Source organism: Paenibacillus sp. MY03 (assembly GCF_002165585.1).
In the GTDB taxonomy this organism is placed as follows: Bacteria; Bacillota; Bacilli; order Paenibacillales; family Paenibacillaceae; genus Pristimantibacillus; species Pristimantibacillus agaridevorans.
Genome location: NZ_MXQD01000043.1, coordinates 1 through 17,130, shown reverse-complemented (window position 1 = coordinate 17,130; position 17,130 = coordinate 1). Strand labels below are relative to the sequence as shown.

The following is a 17,130-nucleotide window of genomic DNA, read 5'->3' as shown; positions in this document are numbered from 1 at the left end:
AGGAAGCCTCTTCTTCCTTAATTACAGACTCGGAGGAAGACGCCATGAATGCTAGACGGCTTTACCCGCATTTTTTTCTGTACCCTGCTCTGCTCATCTACTTGGCTCTGTTCATTTTTCCGACCTTGTTCAGCTTCATTTATTCGTTTACGGATTGGAACGCTTATCGCGATACGATCCGGTTTACCGGGCTCGACAACTTCGTCAAAATTGCGAAAAATGCCGACCTGATGCTGTCGATAGGCAATACGGTGTTGTTCGCGGTCGTGACCAGTATTGGGAAAAACGTGCTCGGCATGCTGCTCGCAGTCGCTTTATGCAGCCGGATCGGATTCAAGAGACTGTTTCGCACCGTCTTTTTTCTGCCGACCGTGCTCAGTTTTATCGTCGTCGGCGTGCTGTTTACAGCGCTGCTGCATCCCGATGGTTTCCTTAACCAGTTTCTCGGTTTTATCGGGCTGGGTGGGCTGCGGCAGGAGTGGCTGGTGGACCGGAGCGTCGTCATGTATACGGTCAGCTTCGTTGACGTGTGGAAGGGCACCGGCTTTCATATGATTATTTTCATGGCCGGGCTGCTCGCGATTCCTCGCGATTACGGAGAAGCGGCGCAGATCGACGGGGCGAATCCGCTTCAGGAGTTTTTCCGCATCAAGCTGCCGCTCATGATGCAGGCGGTCAGCGTCAACGTCGTACTCAGTCTGATCGCCGGCTTCAAAGTATTCGAGCAGGTGTTCGTGCTGACGAACGGCGGACCGGGTTATGCATCCTCGGTGCTTAACTCGATCGCCTTCCAGATGTTCGGCGATGGTCGTTGGGGGCTGGGCACGGCGATGAACCTGATCCTGTTTTTGCTCATTACGTCCTTCTCCATCCTGCTGCTGACCTATTTCAAAAGAAAAGAAGTGGATATCTAACATGAGAAAGCGGATAGGAAAACCTCTTCTGGAGCTTGTGCTCGCCGTTGCCGCCTTCTTCTACTTTTTTCCCGTTCTGATGATGATTCTCGGCTCTTTCAAGAGCAGCATGGAAGCCTCCGCCTTCGATAGGCTGTGGCCAGAGGTGTGGGAGTTCGGAAACTTCCGTCAAGTGCTGTCCGGAGAGAGGATCCTGCAGTCGCTGCGCAACAGCGTAATCATCTCCTCGTTTTCGATTGCGCTGACGCTTGTACTGGCGGCGGTCGCATCCTTTGTCACGGCGAGAAGGCAAAGCCGGTTTGTGTCGGGGGTGTATTTTTTGTTCATCGCGGGCCTCGTCGCTCCCCTGATGTACATTCCGACGATCAAAACACTGCAATTTCTGAGTTTGATGAATACGTTCACCGGTTTGATTCTGGTCGTCGTCGCTACGAATCTTCCGTTCGCCGTCTTTCTGTTTACGGGCTTTATCAAAGGCATTCCGCGCGAGCTGGACGAATCGGCTTTCGTCGACGGCTTCGGCACAATGAGAATTTTCTGGTCGATCATCCTGCCATTGCTCGCACCGGTCATCGCGACTCAATCGATCCTGATGCTGGTCGGCGTGTGGAACGATTTGAGCATGCCGCTGTTTTTCCTGAACGACAGCGGTAAATGGACGCTTCCGATGCTCGTTTACAATTTTATCAGCCAATATGTTCGGAACTGGAATCTGGTGTATGCGTTTCTGATTTTGGTTTCGCTGCCCGTGGTCGCCTTGTTTATCGCGGGGCAGAAGCATTTCGTGTCAGGACTGATGTCCGGCGCGGTCAAAGGCTGACGATGCCTGAAATCTCAAGATGAGGAGAGGAATTAACATGAACCGTTTTTCCGTGGCACTTCGAATCTGCTTGGCAATCGTATTAGGCTTGACCGGGACGATAACCATTACACAGGGGCCTTCTTCCAAAGCGCACGCGTCCGGAAACTGGCCCGTCACCGCCACGATTTCCAACGAGAACGGCGGACCGGTGTTCAAAATTAACGGTACCCCCGTCGTCCCGCAGTTTAACTACGGCAGTACGATGAAAATCCATCCGAACTACGGCCCTTTTCTGGATACGATTACGATGGCCGAATCGCGCGACGTGCATGTGACGTTCTGGATTAACGTGCTGGACGATATGGCCTGGAACGAACAGGTCAACGAGGACGTGTTCCAGCGTGATCCCAACGCTTACGGCATTATGCGCATCGGCATCGCTGACGGGCAGCTGTTCGATCTGGCGGAGGATCAGTACGCGGTGACGGAGCGGGGACTGCGTTCCGGATGGCCGTCCTTGGCGTCGCAAGATTGGCGGGATCAACTTGACACCCTGGTCGTCGATTATATCGCCTGGCTGAAGCAGCAGCCTTATGCGGACCGGATACTGGGCTTTCAGATCATGAACATGGATAGCGGAGAATGGTACTTCGACTCCAACAGCGAGGGAAGAATCGGAGCGGGAGAGGACTACTCGCCTCCGATGGTAGCGGCGTTCCGCCAGTGGCTAACCGATAAATACGAGACGGATGCGGCTCTGCAAGCGGCTTGGAATGATCCCGGAGTCACGCTTGCCACGGCGGGCATCCCGACCTTGGAAGAAAGAGATCATTCGGAGGAGAATTTTTTCCGTTCGATAGCCGCCGAAGGCAAGGCAATCGACTATCAAACGTTTTATAGCAAAAAAATAGCCGAGACGATCGATTACGCAGGAGGGCTGTTCAAGCGGGAGACCGGCGGTCAGACGCTGCTCGGGTCGATGTACGGCTACCACTACGTCGCCGCCCACTACGCCCGCCCATCCAACAACGGCCATTATGCGCTAGGGGACTTGCTCGCCTCCTCTACCGTGGATTTCATCAGCGCTCCCGTCAAGTACGGGGATCGGGCTATGGGCATCAACGCGGGGCCGATGGGATCCTTTGACTCGCTGGCGCTGCACGGTAAAATGTTTATTTTGGAAAACGACACGCGCACCCATCTCGTCGACGGCTTGCCCTTTCGAGACGACATTATGTTCACTCCCAGAACGTACTCGCTGGACGAAACGCTGGAAGCGCTACGGCGGGAGACAGGCAACCAGATCGTCACCGGGGGCGGCCAGTACCTGATGGATATCAACTCCAAGGGCTGGTTCAAGCAAGAGGAGATTTGGGACGAATACCAAAAGCTTCTGGGCGTGCAAGCGAGCCGGTATTTGCAAAGCGCCGACCGGCAGTTCAAGCCGGACGTGGCGGTCATCGTGGACGAGAACTCGCTTCCGTATCATACGTTAAACGTCAACCAGATAACGCCGACCAACAATCCTTACGGCCCGGAATACTATCTGGATTACGGTTTCTTTCATCTGTTCGAGCAGCAGCAGAGAGAAATGGCCCGGAGCGGCGTGAAGTTCGGCTATTACGTGATGTCCGATTTGCCGAACATCCCCGATTCGGTCAAAACGTTCGTGTTCCTTAATGCTTATCGCGCTACATCGGATCAGCGGGCAGAGATCAACGACTTGAAGCGGGACGGCAACGTGCTCGTCTTTCTGCGCGCACCCGGCTATTTCGACGATTCCGGATCCAGCGCCGCGAATATTTCCGACCTGATCGGCATGACCGTCGCCAAGTCCGATTATTCCAGCGCAGCCACGATCATTTCGAACTTCTCCGATCCCGCGACCGAAGGCAGCGGCGCGATGACGATCGGAGGTTGGAGGATCGGAGAGGACAGCGGCGCCGTGGAACCTGAATATGCGTACACTCCGTCCTTCCATGTCACCGATTCTGCCGCCGTTAAGCTCGGTTATTACGATGGGGAAACAGGCAAAACAGCCTTCGCCCGCAAAGACATGGGGTCGTGGACCTCCATTTTCAGTGGTTCCGGAACACTCAAGGCTGGACTGATCCGTTCGATCGCCAGCAATCTGGGCGGAGCCCATGTGTATTCTTATGACGGCAAAGACAATATCCGCACCGACGGCAAGCTGCTGATGATCCATTCGGCTACGGGCAACGCGGGGATAAAGTCGATTGCGCTGCCGAAGCCATCGAGAGTGGTGGACGTGGTGAATCGGGCGACGGTAGGGGAGAACGTGAGCTCTTTCCGCTTCGATATGGAGGACGAGGCGACTTCCTTGTTCGCCGTCGTTCCCTACGTCACTGCGGCCGTCGAAGCCGAAAGCGGCTCGGTCGTCAGGACGGGGACGTGGAATGATGAGGCAAATCCGTCTTACTCCGGGGGCACTGCATTATCGTCGAACGTTCCGGGCTCAAAGCTGACCTATTCTTTCTCCGGACCGTATCTGTCGCTGATCGCATCCGCCGGGCCGGACGGAGGTCGGATTGACGTCGAGATTGACGGCGTAAAGTATCCTTACGCCGAGCTGTACGCTCCTCGGACCGAGCACGCCAAGGAGTTCGTTCTGGCGCTGGATCTGCCCGCCGGTACGCATAGCGCCACGCTGACCGTATCAGCGGATAAGCATCGCCTATCCACGGGAACGGCTGCTGTAGCCGATGCGTTCGTCACGGCTTCGGCGCCGACGGCGGCTGTGCCGGCAACGGATCCCGAGACGGGCCGCGAGTCGATTCTGGCGGGGGAAACGCCGACAGGGGCGAGCAACGATGCCCGCTACGAGCTTGGAACCCGGTTCAAGACGACCGTGGACGGAACGATTACGCATGTGAAGCTGTACGCGCATGCCAATGAAGGCGGGCAGCATGTCGTCTCCATCTGGCGAGTGGATGACGGGGTGCAGGCAGCCGGTCCGTTCAACTGGACCTTCCCTGCGGGAAACGAGGGCTGGAAGCTGTTTGAGCTGCCTTCGCCTTTGGCCGTTAAGGCCGATACCGACTATATCGTCTCCGTGACGAACAGCGCGGATGACAAGTTTTACGTCTACACGCCGCAAGACTTCGCCGAGCCGATCGAGCGAGGACATCTGGTCGCCTACTCCGGCAGCGGCGTAAGCACGGCCTCGATCGGAACGATGCCAACGCATTCGTTTAACGGTACAAATTATTTCCGGGACGTCGTCTTCGAGCCGAACAATGGCACAAGCCTGCAGGCTGGACAAACCCCGGAGCGTTTTGACAGCGATGAGGTGTACGAACTCGGGACCCGGTTCTCTGCCAACACCAACGGTTATGTGACCAAAGCGAGAATCTACGCGCATAAAAACGAGGCGGGCATTCATCGGGTATCGTTATGGAACGCCGATGACGGAACGCTGCTGGCCGGGCCTTACGATTGGAACGTAAGCGCCGGGACGTCCGGGTGGAAGGAGTTCGCCCTGCCGGCGCCAGTCCGGATCAAAGCCGGCAGCGACTACATCGTATCGGTCACGAACAGCGTGAGCGACAAGCTGTATGCCGTAAGCGGACAAGGGGGTCCTGCGGTTCCGACCGGGAGCGGACGTTTCGTAGCCTATGGGGAGGGAGTCAACACGACCTCGCTCGGAACGATGCCTACATTTGCGTTTAATGACGCGAACTATTTCCGGGATGTCGTCTTCATGCCGGACCACGAGCAGACCGTTCTGGGCGCAGAGGTTCCGCTCGGCTTCTCCAACGACGCCCGTTACGAGTTGGGGACGAAATTCCAAACGACGGCGGACGGCCGTATCGTCGGCGTTCGCCTGTACGCCCATCCCGACGAAGGAGGAGCCCATCTGGTCTCTCTCTGGCGAGTAAGCGACGGGCAGCGAATCGCCGGTCCATATACGTGGAACGTGTCCACGAGGCATCCCGGATGGCGGGAGTTCCTGCTGCCCGAACCGGTTGAAGTCTCCGCCGGAACGGATTATATCGTCTCGATCACGAACGGGCCGTCGGATTATTATTATGCGGCTTCGCCGCAAGGCTTCGCCCAACCGTTCGTCAACGGGGATCTGGTCACCTACGAGGACAGCGGAGTGAGCACGACCGTGATCGGAACGATGCCGATCTACACGTTTAACAGTACGAACTATTTCCGAGACGTTTTGTTCGTGCCCGAAGTTGGCAACCCTGAGCCGGACAGCTACAGCATCGCGGTTGAAACCGAAGGTCACGGCACAGCGAGCGCCAATGTCGCTTCTGCGGGAGTGAATACCATAGTTGAGCTGAACGCGACACCAGAGGCGGGCTATATCTTCAAAGAATGGAAGGTTGTCAGTCCGCAAGGGTTAACAATCGATGGAAATACATTCACCATGCCTAATGAGGCGGTAAATGTAAAGGCCGTATTTGAGGAAAAACCTGCAGCAAATTATGCACTTGCAGTAAACGGAAGTTACGCAGCCGAATCGGGGGCGGGCACTTACTCGGAAGGTGCGGTTATTACCATAAATGCCGGCAGCCGCAGCAATTATACGTTCGGGGGGTGGAGTTCTAGCGATGGTGTGACTTTTACCGACTCAGACAACCCTGTCACTACATTTGCCATGCCCGCAAAGAATGTGACGGTAACAGCGGAATGGAAAAGCTCCGGAAATAATAACGGTTCAACAGGCAATAACGGAGTCAGCACGCCTTCCACACCAGCTTATAACGCAGTCATCAAAGTGATAGATGCGTCAGGCAACGGTGCAAAAGATACGACCCTGCCCATTAAGGTTGATGCAAAAACTAGAACTGCAGTTTTAGAGACGGCTTCAATAAACAACCTTTTATCAAATGGCGGAACTTCCGTGATTACAGTCCCATCCATCACGGACGTCGATATCTATACCACGGGTATTCCAATTTCATATCTGTCAACGACTGATAGGCAAGGCGCTCTGAGGGTTAATACCGATAAAGGCAGCGTTACTGTTCCATCGAATATGCTGACGGGCGCAAAAGGAGTAGCTGGATCAAAAGCGGAAATCTCTATCGGCGAGGGTAATAAATCCGTACTGCCTGAGGCATTAAAAAAAGCCATTGGCAAAAGACCGCTGATCAAGCTTTCCATGTCCATAGACGGGAAGCAATTAGAGTGGAACAACCCGAACGCATCTGTGACGGTAACGATACCTTATTCACCGTCAGCAGCAGAGCTTGCCCATCCTGAAAAAATTATAATTTGGTTCATCGATGGAAGCGGTAAGGCTATAGCGGTTCCCAATGGACATTATGACGCGAGCGCTGGCACAGTGACTTTTACCACCACTCATTTCAGCGACTATGCTGTGGGATACAATCCGGTTGGCTTTGCAGATGTAGCGGCAAATGCATGGTACAACAAGGCAGTGGGCTTTATTGCGGCAAGAGGTATCACTACAGGTACAGGCAACGGCAATTACAGCCCCAATGCACGGCTGACTCGAGGTGAATTCCTTGTCATGCTGATGAGGGCTTATGAGATTGCCCCGGATGAAAATCGGTCAAATAACTTCGCAGATGCAGGGAGCAAATACTATACCGGCTATCTGGCTGCGGCAAAAAGATTGGGAATAGCCGAAGGCATAGGAAATAATAGGTTTGCGCCCAACAGGGAGATTGCTCGGCAGGAAATGTTTGCTCTGCTGTACAACGCTTTAAAGGCCTTCGACAAGCTGCCGCAGGGCAATTCCGGCAAAACACTTTCAAGCTTCGGCGACGCAGGGCAGATTGCTTCGTGGGCAAAGGACGCTATGACATTGTTAGTAGAAACCGGAACCATCGGAGGAAGTGTTGGAAAGCTTACGCCGACAAGCACTACCACCAGGGCAGAAATGGCACAGGTGCTTTATAACTTGCTGTCAAGGTGAGTTTTGCCTGTGCCGGAAAAATAGTTGTACGGGAAGGCAAGGTGCCGATGGCGGGCCTTGCCTTCCCCTTATCGCGAATATCGGACAGGGGGATTGTTGCAGTGGGAAAAGAAGAAAGCTATCGTCTATCGGACCATCTCGACTCCGGCTTGCGAATATTGGTACCCAAGTCGACTCATGAAGTGCTGCTTTTCGCGGCGTCCGAGCTGAAAACGCATCTGGCTCTTGCCGGGTATTCTTGTTCGATGGAAGAGGGGGAAGACGGAGGCGGTGCGATCGTGCTGCGCGTGCTCGACACGGCGGACGGTAATCGGGAGGAAGCGGACGGGTTTCGGATATTCGCCGAGAACGGCGGCGCGGTCATTGTTGGCGGCAGCCCGAGAGCGGTATTGTATGGCGCGTATCGCTTTTTGGAAGAGCATGCGGGAATCTCCTGGCCAACTCCTGCACATCGCTCCGTTCCTGTGGGCGAGCCCGCACCGGTCGTCGGCAGCCGACGCTACAAGCCGGCGTTTTCGAGAAGGGGGATCGTGCTGGAAAGCTCGGAGACGTCCGAATACGCCAAGGCTTTAATCGATTGGTCCGTCAAAAACGGCTTAAACGATCTGTTTTTTACGATCGAGCTGTGGGAGCGGTTTGAGGAGCAATTAAGACCCGAGCTTGCCAGAAGGCAGTTGAAGCTCACGTTGGGCGGCCATAGTCTGGGCAGGTTTTTCCCGGCGGCGGAGCTTTATCCGGAGCATCCGGAATGGTTTGCTCTGGCGGGGGAGGATGGCGCGCGAATGATCGATCAGCCGTGCTACTCGTGCGAGGCAGGCGTCGAGGTCATGGTCGGAAACGTCGTCTCTTTTGCGGAAAGGGAGCTGGAAAAAGGCGACGCGCTGCGAACGTTATCGCTATGGCCCAACGACAATAAGCATGTATGCGGCTGCTCCGCTTGCCGCGGAGCCGGGTTCATGACCGCCTATATCGGGTTTCTCGATCGGCTTCGCAAAGCGTTCGACGCGAAAGGCATTAAGGTGAACGTAGAACACATCGCCTATAATGCGCAGTTGGAGTGGAGCATGCTGGAGGACGTTCCGACATCAAGCGAGTTGGACACTTTGATCGCCTGCTGGGGACGGAACTACCGGGACTCATTCGAGGAGCCTATTCTGCCTCGCGACGTAAGGTTCAAAGCGGCTGTCGACCGATGGGCGGAGGCGTGCGGGACGTTCGGAACGGGACTGACCGCGTTCGAATATTATTCCGATTATTGGATGCTGACCGCCCTGTTTCCGCCGCTGTTCCGGACGATCGGAGAGGACATGGCTTCCTTTCGCCGCATTGGGGCGAGCGGCGTCATGAGCCTGATCGTGCCTTACGGCAAGTCGGTCCGCATCATCCGGGAGGAAATCTCCGGACAGGCGGTGACCGCGGCCGACGCCGGGCGGGAGATGGATTCGGAGCGTGCCGCGATGTGGCCGAATCTCTATGTTTTTGCCCGGATGGCTTGGGAGGAAGAAGAGACGGAGACGACGATCGAAAGCCTATGCCGTCATTTGTACGGTCCGTATGCCGAGATTAGCCGGCAGCGTCTGGATCGGCTGTCGGATGCCCTGGCCGGACTCACGGCTTACAATACGGAGTTTTTCAAGCTCAGATTTATCGATACATGGCTGAGGACGGACGGGGAGGATGTTTTCGGCTGGCAGCCCGCTATGGACGACGGAGCCGTTCCGCGGGCCCGGATCGACGAATGCCGGCGTGCGCTGGCCATTCTGGAAGCGCCGCTTGAAGCAGCCGGCCCGTCGTATCATGAGCCTGCCGGCCTGTTGTCCGACGAACTTGGGACAGCTGCCCTGTCCTCCGATGACCCTGCCGCCGTCGCTTCGTCCTCCATCGAGCTTAGCGCCGACGCGGCCGAATTGATGCGCTACTACGATTTTGTCTCGACCAAGCTTCGTTCCATCCACTCGCAATCGTCGGGCCAGCTTTGTGCCATCGAGCGGCGGTGGGAGGAGGCCGCGTCCCATTGGCGGGAGGCTTTGGAGAGGGAGAATTTAATCGACGGCTGGGATCGGGAAAGCTGCGCGGAATGGCTGGAGGCGGCGATGAATCATGCTCGCTAATAACCGGATTTGGACAAAAGGAAATTTGACGTTCTGGTCGTGGAACGACCAACTGGAGCGGGAGGAGATTGGCCGGCAACTGGGCGAATTCAAGCGAGCGGGCCTTCACGGTGTCTTCCTTCACGCCAGAGGCGGACTGCAAACGCCGTACCTTGGAGACGAATGGATGGAAGCCGTAGGCTGGGCGGTAGAAGAAGCGAAGCTGCTGGACATGGAAATTTGGCTTTACGACGAAGATGCGTGGCCCAGCGGATTTTGCGGGGGCAAGGTGCCCGGCGAAGGGGAACGATTTCAGCAAAAATGGCTGTGCCGCGAAATCGTCGAACCGGCAAGGTTTCGGCTGACGGACCGTAGTCTGGCCTGCTACATCCGGGATGGGGAAGAGGGACCGTGGCGGCAGATCGCGCCGGAGGAGGTTTTGCATGCGGCTTCCCAGGTGCTCCATGTCTATTATGACGTTAATCCCTACTATACCGATCTTCTCAACCCCGAGGCCGTCGCGTTCTTTATCCTTCATACGCATGAAAAGTACAAGGAGCGCTTTGGCCAAGAATTCGGGAGTACGATTCGGGGTGTTTTTACCGACGAGCCCCAGTACGCGGTTGGCCAATGGCCTTGGTCGCCATCGTTGACCGCGGCTTTCGAAACCGGCCGCGGCTACGACCTGCTGTCGGCGCTTCCCGCGCTTTGGTTCGAGCAACCGGATACGGCAAAGATCAGGCATGACTATTGGCAGACGGTTACGAAGCAATTTGTCGCCTCATACACGGCTCAGATCGGCCTATGGTGCGAGAAAAACGGTTTATGTTTCACGGGGCACATGGCTGCCGAGGATACCCTTCTTTTCCAGATGTCGCAGATCGGCGCGGCGATGCCTCATTACGAATGGATGCAGATGCCGGGTATCGACCACCTTGGTCTGCGGCTGACCCGCCCCGTTCTGATCAAGCAGGCGGCGAGCGCGGCGCGCCAGCTCGGTCGGAGGCAGGTGCTGGCGGAGACGTTTGGCTGCAGCGGCTGGGGAGCGCGTTTCGAAGATTTGAAGTGGATCGCCGATTGGCAGCTGGCGCTCGGAATCAACGTGCAGTGCCAGCACCTGGCGTCCTACTCGCTGCGAGGCGCACGCAAACGGGATTATCCGCCTTCGCTGTCGCCGCATCAGCCCTGGTGGCCGCATTTCGACTTATTCAATCGCTATGTGGAGAACCGCCAGAACAGATTGACCGCTGGAACATCCGCGGCGGACATTTTGGTCATTCATCCGATTACCAGCGCGTGGTGTCTCTACGAGCCGGAACGGCCTCATGCCGTGAGAGAGCTTGACCGGAGGTTTGGGGAAATTTCGCAGCTTCTATTGGACATGCAGCGGGAGTTCGACTATGGAGACGAGACGCTGCTGAGCCGATACGGCGAGGTCGAGCAGGGCCGGCTAAAGGTGGGCGAATGCCGGTACAGCCTCGTTTTTCTGCCAGCTCTGTATTCGCTGGAGAAGAGCACGTTTGAACTGCTAAGGCAGTTCGTGGAGCAGGGAGGAACGGTCGTCAGCGCGGGGGAATATCCGGGCCACATCGAGGGGGAGCCCTCGGAGGCGCTGCGGGAATGGTGCGAGGTGCATGTAAAGCGGATCATGCCGACGTATAAGGCGTTTGAGTTCGTGCTGCGGGAAACGCCCTCCCTGTATCGGCTTGCCGACGAAGCGGGGCGACCGGCCAAAGACATCATTGCTCATCACCGCAGAACTGAGGACGAGGGGACGCTGTTTCTCTTTCACGCCCGCCGGGATCCCGGCCTTCGGAAACTGGCGCTTACGTGGGACGGGGCTTGCGAGGTGTGGGCGGTCGATGCCCTTTCGGGCGAGAGGAACGTGCAATCCGTCGCGATAGCGGACGGGAAGACGAGACATACGTTCACGCTCGGTCCTGGCGAATCCATCCTGTTTGCGGCGAAGAGACTTCCGGAGGCTGCGCCAGTCGCCGAAGAGCGCTTGGAACGCAAAGGGCTACGAAGCTCGTTCGAGCTCGGGGGAGCTTGGAGCTTAAAGCATCAGGTCCTTAACGCGTTGACCTTGGACCGATGCCGCTACCGGCTGTCGGGAGAAGAAGCGTGGAGCAAGCCGCTCGACGTGTTGCACGTCCAGCAGCTTCTGGTCTCCCGACGGGAGCGGCTGGATATCGAACTGGCTTTTTCTTTTTGCGTCCATCCTGACCTTGCTTGCCGCCAAGGGTTAATTCTGGCGGGAGAAGACCTGCATTCCTGCCGTTTCTCCTTAAACGACCTCACGCTCCCCTTACAGACAGAGGGGGCATGGTTGGACGCTTCGATCGAGAAAGCGGAGATCGGTCCCTACGTCAGGAGCGGGATGAACACCCTCGTCGTTCATAGAGTGTTCGAAGGCCGGATGGAGCATCGCTATTTGGACGATTCCGGCGCGTTCGAGACGGAGCGGAACCGATTCGTGCACAAGACGGAGTTGGAGAGCTTGTACTTGCTCGGCGTTTTCGAGACGGCGGTCGAGCCATCCTCGTATTGGAGCTCTTGGAGCCCTCCGCAAAACCTAGTGGAGGCACAGGTGGATGCGTACGAGATCCGACCCCAACGAACTCATTACCAGATCGACGAGCTGACGAGTCAGGGCTTTCACTTTTTTCAAGGAACGCTGTCGTTGGAAAAAGAGATCGAATGGGACGGTCGGGGGCAAAGCGCGTGGCTGCGTCTACAGGAGCCGACCACTTGCGTAATAAGCGTTGACGTTAACGGAACGAGCGCGGGAAGGCTGGCATGGGGAGCTTACGAATGGGAGCTTACGAACCTGCTGAATCCCGGAGTCAATACGATTACGATTCATTTGACCGGAACGCTGCGCAATTTGCTGGGGCCTCATCATCATTACTCGGGAGATCCATATTTCGTCGGGCCCAGCACGTTCCAAGGAAAAAAAGGATGGGAGGACGGAGTGACCGGATACGTGCATCCGGACATTACATGGGTGGAACGTTACGCTTTTGTCCCGTTTGGGACCGGATACAGTCCGGTACTCGAAATCCGGCAAAGCGATGAAGCTCAAGTTAAAAAACGTCATTTGATCACATAAATAACAAATAGGCTTCTCACGAGTTCAGACCGAACTTTGTGAGAAGCCTATTTTACCACGTCAGAATTTATATGGTTCCGAGCTTGCTTTGGAAGTGAAATTCTTATTGGCGATAAAACCTACATGGCTCCAAAAAGTAGGCGAACGAGCAGCTGTCGGCGTTAAAAACGCCGATGGAACGGAAAGTTACTCTGATTAACGTCCATAGGCGTTAGAAAGGTTATGGCTCCAAAAAGTAAGCGAACGAGCCGTTGTAGGCGTTAAAAACGCCGATGGACTGGAAAGTAACTCAGATTAACGTCCATAGGCGTTAGTAACGCTTAAGGCTCCAAAAAGTAGGCAAACGAGCAGCTGTAGGCGTTAAAAACGCCGATGGACCGTAAAAAGGCAAATATGCCTCAATCCAACTCTTTATCTAAAACATGTTTAACTAAACGACGAACTTCATCTGTTGACGTGGTATCCATTAATTGGTTTCTTAGTTCACTTGCGCCTCTAAATCCGCGAACATAGATTTTGAAAAAGCGAAGAAGCGGTTTAAATGGACGTCGTTCGATTTCTTTTGAATATTTATCGTGAAGATCCAGCTGTAAAAGAAGCAAATGGAGAAACTCCTTTGCGCTATGTTCTTTAGGTTCTTTTTCAAATGCAAATGGGTTGGTGAAAATGCCGCGGCCAATCATGACGCCATCAACGCCGTATTGTTCGACTAATTTTAATCCTGTTGCGCGGTCAGGAATATCTCCATTAATGGTCAGCAATGTATTCGGAGCAACCTCATCGCGTAATTTTTTGATTTCGGGGATGAGTTCCCAGTGGGCATCTACTTTACTCATCTCTTTTTTTGTCCGAAGGTGAACGGAAAGGTTCGCAATATCTTGTTTTAATATATGTCCCAACCAATCGCGCCACTCGTCAATTTCATGGTAACCTAATCTTGTTTTAACGCTTACCGGTAATCCGCCTGCTTTTGCTGCCTCAATAATTTCTGCCGCAACTTCAGGATGTTGGATTAATCCGGCGCCTTTTCCATTGGATGCGACGTTTTGCACCGGGCATCCCATGTTTAAATCGATGCCTCGGAAACCAAGTTTTTTCATATCCATGCTCATCTGTCTAAAATACACGGGTTTATTGCCCCAAATATGAGCGACAATCGGTTGCTCATCCTCTGTAAACGTTAACCGGCCACGAGTACTGCCTCTTCCTTCAGGGTGACAATAACTTTCCGTATTTGTAAATTCCGTAAAAAATACATCGGGTTTTGCAGCTTTGCTAACGACGTGACGAAATACTACATCCGTGACATCTTCCATGGGTGCCAGTATAAAAAATGGCTTCGGCAAATCAAGCCAAAAATTTTGTGCGTTACTCATTGTATCTTCTCCTTATGCAATCTATATAAAAACGACTTTAGCTATAGCAAAGTCCGTTATCCATCATACATCGTATCATTTTTTTTCGTTTGATGCACAAAATCCATTGTGTGAGTGAACGGACTGGGCCGATCACGGACATTCGGAGGATACGCATCTGTTTGCAGGGCGTGAGTTCATTTATAATGAAGGGGCAGCTATTGCTAACGTATTTGGTTCGATACAGGAGGATCAATAAATGGAAAAAGTATGGCTTGCAGAAGAAATTGCAGCGGCGTATGCAGCAGGTTTAGTGCAGGTCATCAATGCCAATGAGTTTGCACCTGAACAAGAAATTACGCGCGAGCAAATGGCCTTGCTGCTCGTAAGAGCTTACGAGTACAAGCATGGGTTGAGTAATGCTGAAAGTGATAAACTACAGGGCTATGCTGATCATGCGAATGTATCCTCGTGGGCAGCAAGCGGAGTGGACAAAGCGATTCAAGCGGGATTGATGAGAGGGAAATCGGAGCAAGTATTTGATCCGAAATCCGATAAATTGCGTGCAGAAGCAGCGCAAGCGATATGGAATTTGATTAAAAGCAAATAAGCGGAGGAAAAACTGAAGTCATAGCTGTTAAAAACGCTGTCAACCTAAAGGAGCATCAAGCTCCTTATGGAAGGCAGCGTTTTTTTTGTTCGAAAATAAACGTTTAGAAAAGATTTATTTTTTTCCCTGCTTTTATTTAAATAGTTTTCTCTAATCTGAGTTTGTGAATGAAAAGGAGGAAGCTGTCTATGAAAAAGAGTTTATTTATACTTGTCATCCTTTTTTTGTGTGGTTATATCGCGATTCAACAGAACACGCAAGGTACGCTGAAGAAGTCAGGCAACGAATACGATCAGGCACAAGAAAAAACTCTGGATGAGGAGTACCGAACCATACGAACCATAACAATCGCAAAAGATCAGGTCTATAAGGGCAATCTGGTACTTGTGAACAAAGAGCACCCCGTTCAGCAAGAAACGATCGAATCCGATATCGTCCAGCTCTCTCGGCATGTAGATCTGGTACAGGGATACCGTTTGCTGGATGACACTATTCGGGTGTCGGAGAGTGTGGGACGGGTATTTATGGAGATGGTTCAAGCGGCACAAAAAGATAACGTAAACAATTTTATCATCAACAGCGGATATCGAAGCATGGAAGAACAGGAGCAGCTCCATAGTGAAATGGGTTCGGAGGTTGCCATGCCCGCGGGCCACAGCGAACACAATTTCGGCCTGGCTCTCGATATCGGGTCTACCGAAATGAAAATGGAGCTTGCACCCGAGGGGAAATGGCTGGAGAAAAATGCTTGGAGGTACGGATTTATTTTGCGTTATCCAAGGGACAAGACAGAAATTACGGGCACCATATACGAACCTTGGCATTATCGTTTCGTAGGGCTACCGCATAGTGCGATTATCAAGATGCACAACTTTTCACTGGAGGAATATTTGGCTCACCTGAAAGAGCAAAAACAGGTCGCGGTTCCTATAGATGGCGAAACCTATGAAATCCACTATTACCCGATTTCCGCAGAGACAACAATTGATGTGCCAATCGATAAAAACTATCAGATTTCAGGTGACAATATGGGGGGAGTTATTGTGACCATTTCCTCTGAAAAGTAGTAGGGGTTGATCATGATTCATCTCTATCCGTTTCTTGAACTGCTAAATTTCTCGTTCCAGCGGGTGTTGCCTGGACATGGAGATTGAATTAAACTGAATCGAACAAGTATAAATATGGAAATTGCTAAATTAGCTGATCAACCAGGGGGATGGAGGTTATGATGTGGCGTTTTCAAATAAGAAAGATTACGCGGCTCACGTTGTCGGGTTGTTTTCGAAAGTAGCCGATCAATACGGATTTGTGAATCCAGAATCGTTAAACAGAAGCGGTTAGAAAACGATTGGAAGGTGATACATATGAATAGAAAAATTGGCGAATTTATGATTTGGGCTAATGAAAACAATTGGGATATAACCGAAAAATCTGGGCATCAATTAAATTTAGATAGCAGCATTATATCTAGATATCATGAAATCCCAAATGAATATTTAGATTTTTTAAGTGTGGTTAAAAAATGTACTACACCAGATGAAATGACTTGGTTTATTAGTGAGGACGAGTTTAATAATAGCTTGGATACTGAATTTAAATGGAATGAATTTGAATTGCTCAGTTTAGAATCAGCAATGGATGATGATCGTTTGAAATCAGAAATAACGGCGTGGTGGGATAACTACTTGCCAATCGTTATGTCAGTTAATGGTGGGTATTCCTTCTATGCGATTGATTTAACAAATGAAAAAGGTGCTATTGTACGTGGCTATGAGCCCGAATTCGAAGAAGTTGAAAAGGTAGCAAATTCTCTTGATGAGTTTTTTGAATTGATTATGGCAAATTCAATACAGTTGTAATCATAAATAATTGTGTTAGACCGCTGCCTGTGTTGGGTGAGCGGTCTATTTTAATTTCGTTTGATTAAAGGCTGTCGACATAGAGAGGATAAGAAAAGGGCAATTGGATGCCTGCCACTTAACATTTAACCAAAACGAGCATCCAGCATTCCGTTTTCACTGATTTATTGGATAACCATTTGGCCAGGTGCAGACCTATTTAATGGATTGTGTATGATTTTTCATACACGTTTGGCCAGGTGCAGGCCTATTTGGTGGATTGTGTATGATTTTTCATACACGATTGGCTATGTGCAGGCTAGTTTGGTGTATTGTGTATGATTTTTCATACACGTTTGGCCAGGTGCAGGCCTATTTGGTGTATTGTGTATGATTCTTCATACACGTTTGCCCAGGTGCAGGCCCCTACCCATATAATCGGGCCATAAAGACAACGGGGCTACCTTAAAAGTTCACTTCTCGGACAGCCCC

Annotated in this window: 9 protein-coding genes; 8 read left to right on the top strand and 1 reads right to left on the bottom strand. The window is 52.6% G+C overall.

All coding sequences use genetic code 11. From position 1 onward, the window contains the following. Positions 1 to 44: 44 nt before the first annotated feature. The 5 genes from B1748_RS27180 (at position 45) to B1748_RS27160 (ending at position 12,835) form a co-directional block, all read left to right on the top strand. Positions 45 to 914: a carbohydrate ABC transporter permease gene (locus tag B1748_RS27180; RefSeq protein WP_087571097.1), complete on the top strand. Its 870-nt coding sequence runs from the start codon at positions 45 to 47 to the stop codon at positions 912 to 914. Between the two features lies 1 nt (position 915). After that, positions 916 to 1,734 carry a carbohydrate ABC transporter permease gene (locus tag B1748_RS27175; RefSeq protein WP_087571096.1) on the top strand — a complete coding sequence of 273 codons (819 nt, stop codon included), beginning with the start codon at positions 916 to 918 and terminating at the stop codon, positions 1,732 to 1,734. A 37-nt stretch (positions 1,735 to 1,771) separates the two neighbouring features. Beyond that, positions 1,772 to 7,633, top strand: coding sequence for a DUF4082 domain-containing protein (locus B1748_RS27170; protein WP_179215851.1), 5,862 nt, complete (start codon positions 1,772 to 1,774; stop codon positions 7,631 to 7,633). 101 nt (positions 7,634 to 7,734) lie between these two features. Next, positions 7,735 to 9,744, top strand: a complete 2,010-nt coding sequence (locus B1748_RS27165; RefSeq protein ID WP_179215850.1) for a DUF4838 domain-containing protein — start codon at positions 7,735 to 7,737, stop codon at positions 9,742 to 9,744. Beyond that, positions 9,734 to 12,835: a glycosyl hydrolase gene (locus B1748_RS27160; RefSeq protein ID WP_087571093.1), complete on the top strand. Its 3,102-nt coding sequence runs from the start codon at positions 9,734 to 9,736 to the stop codon at positions 12,833 to 12,835. The genes B1748_RS27165 and B1748_RS27160 overlap by 11 nt, the downstream gene beginning before the upstream one ends. Before the next feature lie 398 nt (positions 12,836 to 13,233). Here the strand turns inward: B1748_RS27160 and B1748_RS27155 are convergent, their stop codons facing one another. Then, positions 13,234 to 14,211, bottom strand: coding sequence for a tRNA dihydrouridine synthase (locus B1748_RS27155; protein WP_087571092.1), 978 nt, complete (start codon positions 14,209 to 14,211; stop codon positions 13,234 to 13,236). A gap of 238 nt (positions 14,212 to 14,449) precedes the next feature. Between B1748_RS27155 and B1748_RS27150 the strand changes: the two genes are divergently transcribed. The 3 genes from B1748_RS27150 (at position 14,450) to B1748_RS27140 (ending at position 16,659) form a co-directional block, all read left to right on the top strand. Then, a complete protein-coding gene (locus B1748_RS27150) occupies positions 14,450 to 14,800 on the top strand; it encodes an S-layer homology domain-containing protein (RefSeq protein WP_087571091.1) in 351 nt (116 codons plus the stop codon). A gap of 188 nt (positions 14,801 to 14,988) precedes the next feature. Continuing rightward, positions 14,989 to 15,867 carry a M15 family metallopeptidase gene (locus B1748_RS27145; protein WP_087571090.1) on the top strand — a complete coding sequence of 293 codons (879 nt, stop codon included), beginning with the start codon at positions 14,989 to 14,991 and terminating at the stop codon, positions 15,865 to 15,867. A 297-nt stretch (positions 15,868 to 16,164) separates the two neighbouring features. Next, on the top strand, positions 16,165 to 16,659 hold the full coding sequence (locus B1748_RS27140) for an SMI1/KNR4 family protein (protein ID WP_087571089.1): 495 nt from the start codon (positions 16,165 to 16,167) through the stop codon (positions 16,657 to 16,659). Positions 16,660 to 17,130 lie beyond the last annotated feature (471 nt).